The 13,911-nt window shown below is 69.5% G+C and carries 10 protein-coding genes and 1 tRNA gene; 5 read left to right on the forward strand and 6 right to left on the reverse strand.

Annotation, left to right across the window (positions count from 1 at the left end; translation table 11 throughout):
* Both HMPREF0975_RS13250 and HMPREF0975_RS13255 read right to left on the reverse strand, forming a co-directional pair.
* On the reverse strand, positions 1-329 hold a 329-nt coding region (locus HMPREF0975_RS13250), incomplete at its 3' end, for a hypothetical protein (RefSeq protein ID WP_156808314.1).
* 10 nt (positions 330-339) lie between these two features.
* Positions 340-1,728: a hypothetical protein gene (locus tag HMPREF0975_RS13255; protein ID WP_009234716.1), complete on the reverse strand. Its 1,389-nt coding sequence runs from the start codon at positions 1,726-1,728 to the stop codon at positions 340-342.
* Positions 1,729-2,190: 462 nt separating this feature from the next.
* Here HMPREF0975_RS13255 and HMPREF0975_RS13260 point away from each other — a divergent pair, with 462 nt between their 5' ends.
* Entirely contained in the window at positions 2,191-4,479 is a 2,289-nt protein-coding gene (locus tag HMPREF0975_RS13260; protein WP_009234717.1) for a YveK family protein, read from the forward strand.
* A 110-nt stretch (positions 4,480-4,589) separates the two neighbouring features.
* Here HMPREF0975_RS13260 and HMPREF0975_RS13265 read toward each other — a convergent pair whose 3' ends face one another.
* The 4 genes from HMPREF0975_RS13265 to HMPREF0975_RS13280 all read right to left on the reverse strand — a co-directional run bounded on the left by HMPREF0975_RS13265 (position 4,590) and on the right by HMPREF0975_RS13280 (position 9,241).
* On the reverse strand, positions 4,590-6,449 hold the full coding sequence (locus tag HMPREF0975_RS13265; protein ID WP_009234718.1) for a hypothetical protein: 1,860 nt from the start codon (positions 6,447-6,449) through the stop codon (positions 4,590-4,592).
* Between the two features lie 442 nt (positions 6,450-6,891).
* A complete protein-coding gene (locus HMPREF0975_RS13270) occupies positions 6,892-7,884 on the reverse strand; it encodes a ribose-phosphate diphosphokinase (RefSeq protein ID WP_009234719.1) in 993 nt (330 codons plus the stop codon).
* 110 nt (positions 7,885-7,994) lie between these two features.
* A complete protein-coding gene (locus tag HMPREF0975_RS13275) occupies positions 7,995-8,987 on the reverse strand; it encodes a bifunctional UDP-N-acetylglucosamine diphosphorylase/glucosamine-1-phosphate N-acetyltransferase GlmU (protein ID WP_009234720.1) in 993 nt (330 codons plus the stop codon).
* 182 nt (positions 8,988-9,169) lie between these two features.
* Positions 9,170-9,241: transfer RNA gene (locus HMPREF0975_RS13280), tRNA-Gln, on the reverse strand.
* 197 nt (positions 9,242-9,438) lie between these two features.
* Between HMPREF0975_RS13280 and HMPREF0975_RS13285 the strand changes: the two genes are divergently transcribed.
* The 4 genes from HMPREF0975_RS13285 (at position 9,439) to HMPREF0975_RS13300 (ending at position 13,755) form a co-directional block, all read left to right on the forward strand.
* Complete coding sequence (locus HMPREF0975_RS13285; RefSeq protein WP_009234721.1) at positions 9,439-10,674, forward strand: acyltransferase family protein; 1,236 nt, start codon at positions 9,439-9,441, stop codon at positions 10,672-10,674.
* 4 nt (positions 10,675-10,678) lie between these two features.
* Positions 10,679-11,419: a TetR/AcrR family transcriptional regulator gene (locus HMPREF0975_RS13290; protein WP_009234722.1), complete on the forward strand. Its 741-nt coding sequence runs from the start codon at positions 10,679-10,681 to the stop codon at positions 11,417-11,419.
* 227 nt (positions 11,420-11,646) lie between these two features.
* Positions 11,647-12,309, forward strand: a complete 663-nt coding sequence (locus tag HMPREF0975_RS13295) for a chain-length determining protein (RefSeq protein WP_009234723.1) — start codon at positions 11,647-11,649, stop codon at positions 12,307-12,309.
* A gap of 111 nt (positions 12,310-12,420) precedes the next feature.
* A complete protein-coding gene (locus tag HMPREF0975_RS13300; RefSeq protein ID WP_009234724.1) occupies positions 12,421-13,755 on the forward strand; it encodes a hypothetical protein in 1,335 nt (444 codons plus the stop codon).
* Positions 13,756-13,911 lie beyond the last annotated feature (156 nt).

The following is a 13,911-nucleotide window of genomic DNA, read 5'->3' on the forward strand; positions in this document are numbered from 1 at the left end:
ACGTCGTCGGCCGGCAAGTAGCTGCGCAGGGCCAGGGCCGTCTCCTCGGCCTCACGACCCGTGGCAGTGACGACCAGCAGGGGCGTGCCGGAGGCGGCGTCGGCGTCACTGTCGGTTCCCTCCCGCCCGACGGCGGCCGCCACGTCTTCTCCCCCGGCGACCTGGTCGACGCCCTCCTCACCCAGGGTCATGGCGGCCAGGACGGCGGGCCGGGCGCCGGGGGCCACGACGAGGCTGCGGTCGGTGCGCGAGCGGGAGGAGGCGGCGCGAACGGTGCGGGCGATGTCGGCGTCGGCGAGCAGCGGAGGCAGGAGCGCGGTCAGGAGCACGGCGGCGAGTCTAGTGACTCCCCGCCTCGGCATCACCGGCAGCGTGGATGGCGGAGCGGACCGGCCGGCCGGTGAAGGCGCTGCGGGACCAGTCCCTGCTGCGGATCCGATTCCAGGGGTTGTCCCGCCCGGCGACGACGCCCACGCCCCCTCCCGCGGTGTTGTTACGGCTCTCCAGCAGGACCGAGACCTGCGCCGAGGCCGCCATTCCGGCGATGAGCCACACGACGGTGCCGATCTGGGTGATGAAGGCAACCGTCCCATAGGCCGGAATGAGGCTGAGCAGGGCGATCTGAGCGGGGTTGGATCGCTGGACGAGCGCCCGAGCCAGGTAGACCAGCAGCCCGGCCATGATGAGCACCACGGGGAGCCAGCCGAAGCGCAGCGCGGTCAGGAGCAGGTCGTTGTCGATGGAGGTATAGCCGCCCCAGGCGACGGAGTCTCCCGATTTCTGGTAGGCCGAGGACAGCCCCAGCGGCTTGAGCTGGCGCACCAGGATCAGGATGTCCCCACGGTAGCCGGCCGAATCCTCCTGCTCGCGGCCGGCCGAGTCGAAGACACCCAGAATGTGGGGCAGCAGGACGCTGCCCACACCGACCAGCACCGTGAGGAAACCCATCCGCCACAGGGCGGGGATGTTGGTGTGCACCTGCATGAGGCTGAGAATGACGGCGATGACGGCGCAGGCGATCGCCGCGCGGGAGAAGGTCGGGACGGTCGCTCCCAGGACGAGGGCGCCGGCCGCAATCCGGTAGCCCGGCTTCCACCTCGTCGCCAGAATCAGTGGAATCCCCGCGGCCAGGCACACTCCCAGGGCGATGGGGTGCCCGAAGGCCCCCTCGACGCGGGTGAAGCTCCCCCGGGCCAGGGATGGGGCCCACTCCTCGTAGAGGTTGTTGTGAATAATGAGGATGCGGCTGAAGGGATTGATGGTGGTGACGGCCTCGAACAGCGCCAGCACGGACACCACGATCCAGACGATCGCCAGGACCTCGGCCATGCGCCGCAGCCCGAGGCGCTCCACGAGCAGCCGCCCGGCGAGGTAGGCGGGCAGAGCCCCAAAGACAACGTCGGACAGGACGTAGTTGAGCGGGGAGCCCATGGCGGCGGACATGCCCACCAGGACCCAGGCGGTGGCGACCATGAGGTCCCCGCTGGTCAACCGCCACGAGAAACCGGGGAGGAGGGCGACGATCACCAGGAAGCAGGCCAGCGTGGCCGGAGGCACGTTGGGCTCGAAGGGGATCATCACCCACACCGGTACGAACCCGATGGCGCACATGGCCAGCCCTGCCCCGACGATGGGACGGCGGTGGATGCGGTCGGCCACGAAGACGAGGACCGCCAGGGCGGCGGCCGCCATGGGGAGGACGATGAACAGGGTCCTGGCGAAGGACATCGTTCCTCCCTCGTAATGGTGGCTGATCGGTGGGCGGGCTGCTGGTCGTCGGCTGACGCTGAGCGCAGGGGTGCATGAGGACAGGTAGGACGTCGTGGGAACTGCCCGGGAAGATGCTGAGAGCACCTCCGAGGCCCTGACCAAGGTCAGGTGGAGCCGTAAGAAGTCCGACGGCGTCGGCCGCACTCGGCCGACTCCGGGGTCTTCTTCAGCGCCGTGGCGGGAGTCCCAAGGACTCTCGCCCGTCGCACGGCTCCGGTGAAAGACTCACCACATCATTCGGTCCTATGCAACCGGAGAACCCCGGCATGGCCGAGGGCGCAGCGAAGGTTACTACAGTCATCGAGACCTGAGCGTGATCTTACAGTTAGGGTTGGGCCGTAGCCTTTCAGCATCCGCCGAGTCCTCAAAGGGCCGACGGGCCACCCGAATCGACCAGTTCCAGTCCAGATGAGGAGCAGCGTGCAGCCTTCGCAGATCCTTCACGCCATCCGCAGGAATCTCATAGCCTGCCTCGTCATCCTGCTTGTATGCATCCTGGCCGGGCTCGGAGTAGCCCTGTCGACGAAGCCGGTCGCGGTGGCGACCACCACCCTGGGGATCCAGCCCAAGTCCAAGGAGACCCCCTCCTTCTCAACCCAGGCCAAGGACCTCATGCCCACCGTGGTGGAGCTCTCCAAGAGCCCGAAGGTCCTGGATCCCGCGGCGAGCTCCCTGAAGATGAAGACCACCGATCTGTCGGACGCCCTGACGGTCACCAACCCGCCCGAGACCCTGGTCCTGACCATCACCGCCAAGGCCGACAACAGGCAGAAGGCGGTCAACATGGCCCAGGCGACGGCGGTCTCCCTCAACAAGGAGATTTCCTCCGGCGATCTGCTGGGCAAGGAGAGCCTGGGGATGACGACGAGCACGACCTCGCCGGCCTCCCTGGGCAACACCGTCATGGAGCGCCCCGGCGCCCGCGCCTCGGCGCTCTCCGGCCTGCTGCTGGGCCTGCTGGCCTCCGTCTCCTACGCCATGTTCCGCCACCGCCGCGACAGCGGCCACGGCAGTGAGCGCAGCGGCGAGCCCGGCGGCGGGCGAGTGGCGGCCTCCCTGCGGTCGCTGAGGCAGAAGACCGCGGACCTGCTGCGGCCATCCCCTGCCCCGCCGACCCAGGCGCAGATGCAGGATCCCTCCCAGTACCAGCAGCTTCAGGCCCAGGCCCAGTCGCCGGTTCCCACCTCACCGGAGGCTTCCTTCACCCAGGGCCCTGAGCCCGCCCGGGCAGGCGGCGCGGTATCCGGCGCCGTCGAGTCCCAGCCGGTATCCGCTCCGATGGCTGACTCGACGGCCTCGATGGCCTCGATGGCCTCGTCCCAGGAACTCGGCGCGCCCCCGTTCTCGCCTCTCTCAGCACCTGCCCCGGCGCCCGCGCTGCCGGGCCCCTCATCTGTCTCGGCCCCGGTCCCCGCATCTCAGCCGACGGCGTCATCCGCCCCGGCCTTCTCCGCGCAGCAGGCACCGGAGCAGACGACCGCGATGCCCGCGGTCCCAGATCCCCTGTACTCCCCCGCACCGGCGCAGTCCTCCGCTCAGGAGCCGCCCCACGCCCCTCTGCCGACGCCGTCCTCAACCTCCTCAGTGCCCTCCACATCGTCCGTGTCGTCGACGGGGTCGGCGGCCTCCACGGGTTCGGCCGCGTCGATTCCCTCAGCGGCTTCGCTGTCGTCGGCATCGGCGGCATCGGCCTCGGCACGAGGCTCCTTCACCTCGGGCATCACGTCGGCCATGCACCTTCAGCAGGACCGAGAGCACACGCCGGCGGCCTCGACCGGGACCGCCTCGCCGGAGTCGTCGCCCGAGACCGCCCCGACCTACACGCACGCGCCTCTACCGCCGCCGCTTCCCACCCCGGCGGACCTGACGGTGCCGGCCTCCCCCTCGATCGCAGTGCAGCCGTACACGTCCGCCCCGGTCTCCGGGAGCCACCGCTCGCCGGGCGCGCCGGACGCCCCCACTCGACGCAGGACCGCTCTGCCCACCGGGCAGACGGTTCCGGCGTCCTCGGCCTCATCGGCTTCCTCGACCGGGACCTCCTACCAGTACCCGCCCGCCACGACGACGTCCGCGTCCGTCTCGTCGTCTCCGGCCCCATCACCCGGCCGGAGGCGCGCCTCGGCTCCGACGTCGACCTCGGCACCGAGTGTGCCCACCCGACGTCGGATCACGTCGCCATCGGCGGACCGTCCGTCATCGCCGAGCGGCCGGCAGGACGCGACCTCCCTTCCCGCGACGAGTCGCCGCCGATCCCAGTCCTCGGCCTCGGCGCCCGATGCCGCTGCGGCCACCAGGGCCGCACGCTCCACGGTTCGCAGCCCGGAGTCGTTGCTCGAGGCGGAGGAGCCCCCGGCTCCCCGTTCGACATCGGCGCGTCAGCAGGCGCCCTCGCGCCGGCAGACCCTCGCCCGGCGTCGGCGGATGTCCAAGCCGCGTCTCACACTTGTGGCGCCACTGGCCGAGGAGTCCTCCACCGATCAGACCCGCCACCTCACGCCGGTTCCGGCCTCGGTCGGCGGTCGTCATCGCAGCCCCGACCCGCCGGACGCTCCGCCGCCGCCTCCGCCTCCATCGATCCAGCCCAACCAGCGGATGGCCTCGGCCTCCTCAGCGGCTTCAGCCCGACACGCGGCCTCCGGCCCGACGGCGTCGGCCGCCTCCGCCGCCTCCGCTCGGCGCAGCACGCAGTCGCCGCGCCGCTCCTGGTAGGAGACCCTCGCCGAGTAGCGACACACGTCATGGGCGGGTCCGATCTAACGCATCGGACCCGCCCACTCGTTCTACGCACCGGCCAGGAGTCATGGCCTGCCGGCGCCGATTCAGCCGTCCTCGTCGTCCTCGGAGTCGTCGGCCCGCTCCGCCTCCTTATTGGCGTCCTTCGTATTCTGAGAGACCGTGACGCTCGAAATCTGGGCGGTGATCGTATTGCCGCTGGGGTCGGAGACCACGAGGCGATAGGTGTGGTCGCCCGCCGGGCATGCCTTGTCCTCCATGGTGTGGGACGTCAGCGCCCAGCGGGTGTCGCCGATCTTCTCGGTGGCCACCGGTGTCGTCCCCTTGTCCCGGTAGAGGCTGTAGGTCAGGGTCGGGTCGTCGCGGTCCCAAGTGGCAGTGAAGGAGACCTTGACCGAGCCCGACGTCGTGACCTCGGCCTTGGCGCCCAGGGTCTCGGCCTTGCCCTCGGGCGGCAGCGTGGGTTGGCCCGCACGTCTGGGATAGCGCACGATTCCCTGTTGGACCTTGCCGTCGGCTTCGATGAACTCGCCCACCATGAGGACGTACTTGTCGGTGACATCCACCTTGTAGGCGGCCTGGGACATCCCCGTCTTGGTACCGGCCTGCAGGTCCGGGTACCAGCCGACGATCATGGGGCTCTTGTAGCCCGAGGTCGACCAGTCCTGGTAGCCATCGACCACCCCCTGGTGGCGAATGGTGATGTCGGGGCTGTTGGTGAAGGCCATCGCCCGCACATACAGGGGGTGGGGGCCGTCCTTGCGCACCTCGGGCATGTTGGGGAAGCCGTAGATGGTCTCGCATGAGTGGGCGTGGCCGACCGTGTAGACCATCTCCTTGGTGGGCGCGATCCCGTAGGTGTCGCCGTGGCAAGGCTCGAGCCAGATGAGGTTGCCATCCCAATCGGCCTTGAAGCTCCCTTCGAGGTTGGCCTCATCCAGGCGTCCGACGGCGGAGTAGGCGGTGGCGTAGAAACCGGCGTCGTCGACGGCGATATCGAAGATGGCAGCCTTCTCCCCGGCCGTGCGCACGGTGTCGTTGACGGGCATGGGCAGCATCTCACCGGTGGAGGCACTCAGGAGCGCCATCCCGTAGCCGGGTTGGCTCGAGCCGTTGACCGAGGAGAAGGAGCCGCCGATGACGACCTTGGAGTGGTCCGGCGAGACCTCGATCGCATAGACCTGCGCGTTGGGACCCTCCGCAGAGGCAGTCCAGTTCAGGAGCTCGCCGGTGGAGGCCTTGAGGGCCGCCAGCCGGACCCGCGGCCTGCCGTTCACCTTGGTGAAGTAGCCCCCGGCGTAGAGGGTGTCACCGGCCACCGCGATGTCCTTAACGGTCGTGCTGAACATGGGACGGAAGGAGGAGATGAGGGTTCCGTGCCCCTGGGAGATGTCGAAGGCGGCCAGGCGGCTGTGCCACTCGTCGTTGACCTTGTCGAACTCCCCGGCGACGTAGAGGGTCTTGCCGTCCTCGGAGAGAGCCAGGCTTCTTCCCGCGCCGTTGAGGGTGGGGGCGAAGTCCTCGATGAGCTGCCCGGTGTTGATGTCGTAGGCCAGGATGTTGGAGCGCGGAACCTCCTGCTGCCCCTTGGGGGCACCGGCCGGACGGGCGGTCTTGAAGTCACCGACGACGTAGACCACGTCGCCGACGACGAGCTGGCCCCAGGCGACGCCGTCGATCTGCGCCGTGGGCAGGGGCGAGGCCGTGTACGGGGGCTCCTTGGACGACTGACCGGTCGGGTCGGAGGACCGCCCGGCGGCGTCTGCGCCGTCTCCGCCCTCACCTTGATCGTTCGCGTTTCCAGAGCCGTCATCGGAGTTGACCTCGCCGCGGTCCTCCGCCGCCGACACCGGTACGGCGGGGGTGAGGACAACCGTGAAGGCGAGGAGGAGCGAGAGAAGGGACAGGATGATAAGGACACGGGGAGTGCTGGAGCGACCTTGCACGGGAACCTCCGGGAGATATGGCTACGACTGTGCACGTGGGGTGGAGACATATCGCTGACACCACAGGGATTTCACACGACGAGCACCACCAGCCGGAACATCTACGACAAAAATAATTTAACTGGTAGAGCACGTTATTCCAGGTAGCGTGTCCCGTACGAACGGGACACGATTTGGTGACGACTCCACACTACGCAACCGCTAGGTTGAATAGCAATGAAATCGTTACCTGAAAGCGACTGTATCCCCTAGATCCCCCGGCCACGACTGATCCTCATGGGCAGCGCTGCCCACCGGGTTCATGACGAAGCCCTCGCCGGGCCCGGTGTCAGGACCCGGCGAGGGCGGCGCACGGCGGTACGCAACGGCGCGAGAACCGGCGAGCGTGGAATCAGCCCCGGCGCAGGGCCCCTGAGCCGGATCGGCCCGCCGGTCTCCCGCCTCAGGCGCCCGGGACGCCGACCGTGTCGAAGAGCGAGGCGACCGAGCCGTCGTCGAAGACGGCCTTGATGGCCCGGGCCAGCAGCGGTGCAATCGGCAGAATCGTGAGCTGCTCGAAACGCTTGCCGGCGGGGATCGGCAGGGTGTCGGTGACGATGACCTCGCGGGCCCCGCAGGTGGACAGGCGGTCCACGGCCGGCCCGGAGAGCACCCCGTGGGTCGCGGCAACGATGACGTCCTTGGCGCCGGAGTCCAGCAGCACCTGGACGGCCTTGGCGATCGTGCCGCCGGTGTCGATCATGTCGTCGACCAGGACGCAGGAGCGCCCCTCGACGTCACCGACGACGCGATTGGCCACGGACTCGTTGGGGCGGGAGACATCACGGGTCTTGTGAACGAAGGCCAGTGGCGTGCCGCCGAGCTGGTTGGCCCAGCGCTCGGCCACCCGGATGCGGCCGGCGTCAGGGGAGACGACCGCGGTGTTGGAGGGGTCGACGCGAGTGCGCACGTAGTCCACGAGTACCGGCTGGGCCCACAGATGGTCCCAGGGGCCGTCGAAGAAACCCTGCTCCTGGGAGGTGTGCAGGTCCACGCTCATGAGGCGATCGGCGCCGGCCGTCTTGTACAGGTCCGCCACGAGGCGGGCGCTGATGGGCTCGCGCCCCAGGTGCTTCTTGTCCTGGCGAGCGTAGGGGAAGAAGGGGGCCACCACGGTGATGCGTTTGGCGGAGGCGCGCTTGAGGGCATCGACCATGATGAGCTGCTCCATGAGCCAGTCGTTGATGCGGTCGCCGTGGGACTGGACGACGAACACATCGCAGCCGCGCACCGACTCGTTGAAGCGGACGTAGGTCTCCCCGTTGGCGAAGTCGTAGGCCGTGGAGGACAGCACCTCGGTGCCGAGCTCGCTGGCCACGTCCTGGGCGAGCTCGGGATGGGCCCGTCCGGAGACGACGACCAGCCGTTTCTCGCCCTTGGTGATGATGCCCGTCATGACGTGGTTCCCTTCTCACGGCCGGTATGGCCCTCGGTGTGACTGTTGGAGACGGAGGTGGAGGCGGGTGGCCGACTCGGCCGGGGCCGGCGGGCCGGTGCGCTCACGATTCAGCCCTGGACGCCGTCGGCGTCGAACTGGCTGAAGGGGGCGACCACGCAGCCGGCCGGAATGACGGCGTCGGTGAGGATCGCGTACGCGCCCACGCGGGCGCCCTGGCCGATCCGGGTGGTGCCGCGCACGAGGACGCCCTGTTCGAGGGTGACGTCCTGGGCGAGCTCGGCGGTGACGTCCACCCAGGTGGAGGACGGGTCGACGACGCCGACGCCCCGGGCCATCCAGTCGCGCAGGACGCGCCGGTTGAGCTCGGCGCCGAGCTCGGCGAGCTGGGCGCGGTCGTTGCAGCCCTCGACGAGCCAGTGGTCAGTGGCGACGAGCGCGCTGGTGGGTCGACCCGAGCGGTGGGCGTGGGCGACGACATCGGTGAGGTAGACCTCGCCCTGGTCATTGTCCGTGCCCAGGGTCGCCAGGGCGGTGCGCAGGTGGGCGGCGTCGAAGACGTAGACGCCGGCGTTGATCTCCCGGATGGCGCGCTGGGCCTCGGTGGCGTCGCGCTGCTCGACGATGGCCGAGACGGTGCCGTCGGCCTCGCGCACGATGCGCCCGTAGCCGCTGGGGTCGTCGAGCTCGGTGGTCAGCAGGGTGACGGCGTCGCCGCGCTCGGCGTGCTGGGCCAGCAGGGCCTGGAGGGTGGCGGTGTCCAGGAGGGGGACGTCCCCGCTGGTAACGACGACGGGCCCGGTCAGGTCCTCGGGCAGATGGGCCAGCCCGCAGGCCACGGCCCGCCCGGTGCCGGGGACCTCGTCCTGGTCGGCCGGGACGGCGTCGGGGGCGACCTCGGCGAGGTGGGCGACGACGGCGTCGCGCTCGTGGCGCACGACCACGACGAGGTGACGGGGCGCGAGCCCCCTGGCGGCGGTGACGGCGTGGTCCACAAGGCTGCGACCACCAATCCGGTGCAGGACCTTGGGGGTGACCGATCGCATACGGGTTCCCTTGCCTGCGGCCATGACGATGACGGCGGCTGGTGCAGTGGGGGTCACGTGTCCTCTTCTCACAGGTTCGCGCCCTGGCTCCCGACATCTCCGGACGGAGACGGGGACGGACTCCAACAGTTTCTGATCAGGTACGGATGGACGGACGGCTGGCGCACGGCCCGCAGGCAGCCGGAAGGCCGACGGCGGACGTGAGAGCGAGGGAACCCCAACACCCTCATGCTACGCCGCTCCGCCCCCAGGATTCGAACCCGGGCCTCAAGGCTCCAAAGGCCTGCGTGCTGCCGCTACACCAGGGCGGAAAGGTGCGTCCCAGCCCCCAGCCGAGTGTCGAGGGGCGCGACGCCGGGACAGTCTCTCACGTCCCGGTCGTCCTCGGCACCTTCGACGCAGCTCAGCGTGCTGCGCACCCGCTCTACGCGCGTTCCGAGCGCAGGCGGACCGATGCCACACTCACAGGACTTCTCAGTCGACCGGGCAGGCAGGGCAGGATGGTCCCATGTCCAGTTCCCCTTCCAGTCCCACCGCCTCCCCTCCTCCCTCATCCTCTCGCAAGCCGGCGGCGGTGCGGCTCGTCGAGCTCGACGGCCTGCGCGGACTTGCCGCCGCCGTCGTCCTCATCTACCACAGCCTGGAGACCGTACCGGCGCTGGCCGAGGTCGGCGCCCGCCCCGGAGTCGTGCCCACCGGCGCGTTCCACCGGCTCCTGACCCAGAGCCCCCTCCACCTGCTGTGGGCCGGCCACGAGGCCGTCCTCATCTTCTTCATCCTGTCCGGCGTTGCCCTCACCTATCCGGTGGCCCGCCGCCATGCCCAGGGGCGGCGCTTCGATTGGGTCGACTACGCCCCGAGGCGGTTTGTGCGCCTGTGGCTGCCGGCGGCGGCCTCCACCACCTTCGCGGTCATCGCGATGCTGCTCGTGCCGCGCTCGGAGAACCCGGCGCTGGGGCACTGGATGACGGCGATCCACCCCACGGGCCTCGATGCGCGCCAGATGCTCATGGAGTACCTGCTCATCCCCAAGCACGCCTATCGCAACACGGTCCTGTGGTCGCTGCACGCCGAGGCGATTTTTTCCTTCATGCTTCCCCTGATGATCCTCGGGGTGGCCCTGTGCGCCCGGTGGCGGCTCTCCTGGCTGCCGGTGGCGGCCGCCCTGGCCGTCCCGGTCATCACCGCCAGCCCCGGCTCGGGCAGCTACCTGCCGGTCTTCACCGTCGGCGCGGTCATGGGCTGGGCCTGGGGGCACGATCCCGTCGTCGTCCCGGAGCGCCCCCGTCCCTGGGCGACGGCGCAGGCCCTGATCTGCCTGCTGCTCATCACCCTGGCCTGGTGGCCGGGGATGGAGAGCCACGCGGCTCAGCGCATCACCAATGCGGTCACCCTGGCGGCGGCCGCCTACCTGGTCCACCTCGTGGTGCGCGCCGGGGCCCTGCGCGGTCTGCTGCGCTCGCGCACGGTGCAGTACCTGGGGCTCATGTCCTTCTCCCTCTACCTCGTACACGAGCCGGTCGTGGTCTCCCTGCGGCTGCTGACGCAGTCGACCTCGCCGTGGTGGCTGCTCATCCTGGCCCCGGCGGCCTCGGCGCCACTGACCTGGATGTTCCAGCGCTACATCGAGGCGCCCAGCCACCGACTGGCACGCCGCACCGGCGCCCTGGCCTCGGCGCGCTTCGCCCAGTGGTCCGAGCGTCGTCGAGCCGTCCATCAGGCCAGCCGGGTTGGCGGGGTGTGACGCCATGGCCACCAAGCGCACCCGTATGAGCGCCAGTGAACGGCGCGAGCAGCTCATCGCCGTGGCCCGCGGGCTGTTTGCCGAGCGTGGCTTCGACGCCACCAGCGTCGAGGAGGTGGCCGCCCGCGCCCAGGTCTCCAAGCCGGTGGTCTACGAGCACTTCGGAGGCAAGGAGGGCCTGTACGCCGTCGTCGTCGACCGGGAGATCACCACGATCTCCGCTGCGATCTCCTCGGCGATCACCGACCCGTCCGCTGGCCCCGCAGCGGACCCGGACGCCACCACCGACGGATCGGGCGCACCTGACGCCTCCAGCTCAGCCTCACGGATCGCCGAGCGGGCGGCACTGGCCCTGCTGACCTATATCGAGGACTCCCCCGACGGGTTCCGCATCCTCTCGTCGGGCTCGGACCGCGCCGCCGGCACCTACTCCACGCTGCTAGCCGACGTTGCCATCGAGGTCTCCGGAATTCTCGCCTCGCAGTTCGCCGCCCACGACCTCGACCCGCGCACAGCGCCGCTGTACGCCCAGATGCTGGTGGGGATCGTGGCCATGCCGGCCCAGTGGTGGTTGGAGAACCGCTCGATGAGCAAGGAGGAGGTGGCTGCCCACATGGTTAACCTCGCCTGGAATGGCCTGCGCGGTATGAAGGCCAGGCCCAGGCTCCACTCCGGCTCCTCCGGCCGAACCAGCGGCCTCAACACTGAGGAACCCGCCGCCGAACGCACCTCTGACCAGACCTGACCGGGGCCGCTCAGAACCACTCGGGGCCGCGGCCCTCGCTCCGGCTCGACCCGGCTCCCGTCAGGTTCATCACGTCCCCGCTCGTCGGCCGCCTTACAAGCCCGGGCAATCGGGCACGAGCGGGTGCTGAGAAGTGCCCAGGAACGAGGTGATTCATCTCCTGCGCCCGGCCCACGCCCTAAGCGGCACGCTATTCTGTTGTTCCCGCAATCACCGAAACGGAACCCATGGACCCGGAAACCCTCATCGTCGCGCTGCGCAAGAACGCAGTCCTCGTGGTCATGCACGTCGTGCTGGGCACCATCATCGGCCTCGTCTTCGGCCTGCTGACGCCGGCGCAGTACACCTCGACCACGAGCGCGAAGCTCGCTGTCGAGAACCGGCCCGATGATCCCAACGCCCCCTCTCCGATCAGCAGCTTCGACAAGATCATCCCGACGCTCGTTGCGCTCGGGACTTCGGAGAGCACTCTTTCGGAGGTTTCCAAGTCCACGGGGATCAGTCAGGCCGAGCTGAGCAAGTCGATTTCGGTGAGCGCTAAGACCGGAACCTTCATCATCGAGATCAAGGCCACCAGCACCGACCCCGAACGGGCCCATGCGATCGCCCAGGCGGAGATCGGGACACTGGACTCGGTGGCCCGGGAACAGTCATACCTGGTGCCAGGCAGCGGTGATTTGACCCTCGCGGTGGACAATCCGCCGACGACCCCGACATCCCCGTCCAGCCTGTCGGCTGTGTCCACTGCACTCATTGGAGCTGCCATCGGTCTTGCCGCCGGAGCCATCATGGCGATCCTGCTGTACTTCCTGAGCAAGAAGAACCCGCAGGACAAGGTCGAGGATCCACTGCTCATCATCGGGCGCCGTCGTTCCCGGAAAGAATCCTGACCGGCCGTGGCCCAATCTTGGTCGCAGGCTCCCTCCCACGGCGGATCGCGAATGTCGTCGGAGGCTGATTCCCAGGCGAGCCCTGAACCGAGGCCCCGGCGGAGGCTGGAGATGACGATCGCCGTCGTCCTCCTGATCTGCGTGGGGGTGCGTCGCGAACTGGCCGCTGCCTTAAGCGTCGGGGACTGCTTCGCGCTCGTCTCGATTCCCATCACCTGGACGGCCGTGCGCAACGCGCGCCGGTTCTCCCTGATGCTCATGCTGTCCATCCTGGCGGCCGGTACCGCCTACATCATGTCCCTGCTGGCGGAGAGCAGCTTCGCCGTCGAGGCCTGGGCCCGCCGCGTCACCACCCTGAGCCTGCTGGCGGTGCCCTGCGCCGTGGCCGTCTTCGTGTGGGGGGCGCGCCGGCTGGGCGTGCGCCGCGCGGCGCTGGCGGTCGGCTTCGGCATGTTCCTGGACTCGCTGTCGCTGTTTCAGACCAATCCCAACCCATGGAAGTTCGGAGTCGGCGCGGCGGTGTCGATCATGGTGCTCAGTTTCGTGGCGAACCGGCGCCGACTGGTGCAGATCGTGGCCCTCCTGGGGCTGAGCGGCGTCTTCCTCGTCTCCGACTCGCGCTCCGCCCTGGCCTTCCTCGCCATCATCCTGGGCACGGTCGTCTGGCAGGCCCTGGCGTCCTGGGCGCGCTGGCGCGTGCCCACCCCGCGCCGCCTGGCGGTCTCGCAGATCGCCGTCCTGGGGGTCGTGGGGGCCGTGGCGATGGCCGGGGTCGTTGCGGCCTCGGAGTCCGGGACCCTGGGTGAGGACGCCCAGAACCGGACCATCGCCCAATCCTCGAGCTCCGCGGGCCTGCTCTTGTCCGCCCGGCCCGAGCTGGGCGCCTCCTGGGCCCTGTTCCGCAACCGCCCGTGGGGGTACGGCGCCGGCGTCAAGCCCCGCTTCGATGACCTGTGGGTCGCCAAGCAGGGGATGGCAGCCCTGGGCTACGACCCGGACAACGGATACGTCGAGAACTTCATGTTCGGGGGCCGTATCGAGCTGCACTCGGGGCTCATGGACATGTGGGCGGCGGCGTCGATCCCCGGAGCGCTTCTGCTGCTGCTCATCGCCGGGATGGCGCTGGCCGCGATGATGCGAGACCTGGGGCGGCTCAAAGCCACGCCGTGGCTGTTCTTCGCGGCCCTGACTGTGGTGCAGAACGTGTTCGTGGGACCGTGGACGGTGCTGCCGGCCTATCTACCGATTGTTCTGGGGGCCGCGGTACTGCAACCCGCTCTGCGCGACGCCGTCCCATTGGGCACCGACGACGAGCCGGGCGTTGAACCCACCGACGACGCTGCGACTCCCTCATCAGTCTCCGGCGTTCAGAGCGAGACCACCTCCGAGCCCGGCACCCGACCCGCACCCGAGCCCCGTACCGAGGCAGAGCCCGCCCCGGCCTGAACGTCGGGCCGTCTCAGTGGTCGTACTCGCGGTGGACGCCGCCACCGGTACTGGCCGCCAGGATGCCGCGACCGCGCGCCAGCAGCCGGGCGCCCTTGGCGGCGTGCCTCGGATCGCCGATCAGCGTGCCGCCGGCCGTCCTCAGAGCGCCCACGA

This window comes from Actinomyces sp. oral taxon 849 str. F0330, from assembly GCF_000239715.1.
Taxonomy (GTDB): Bacteria; Actinomycetota; Actinomycetes; order Actinomycetales; family Actinomycetaceae; genus Actinomyces; species Actinomyces johnsonii.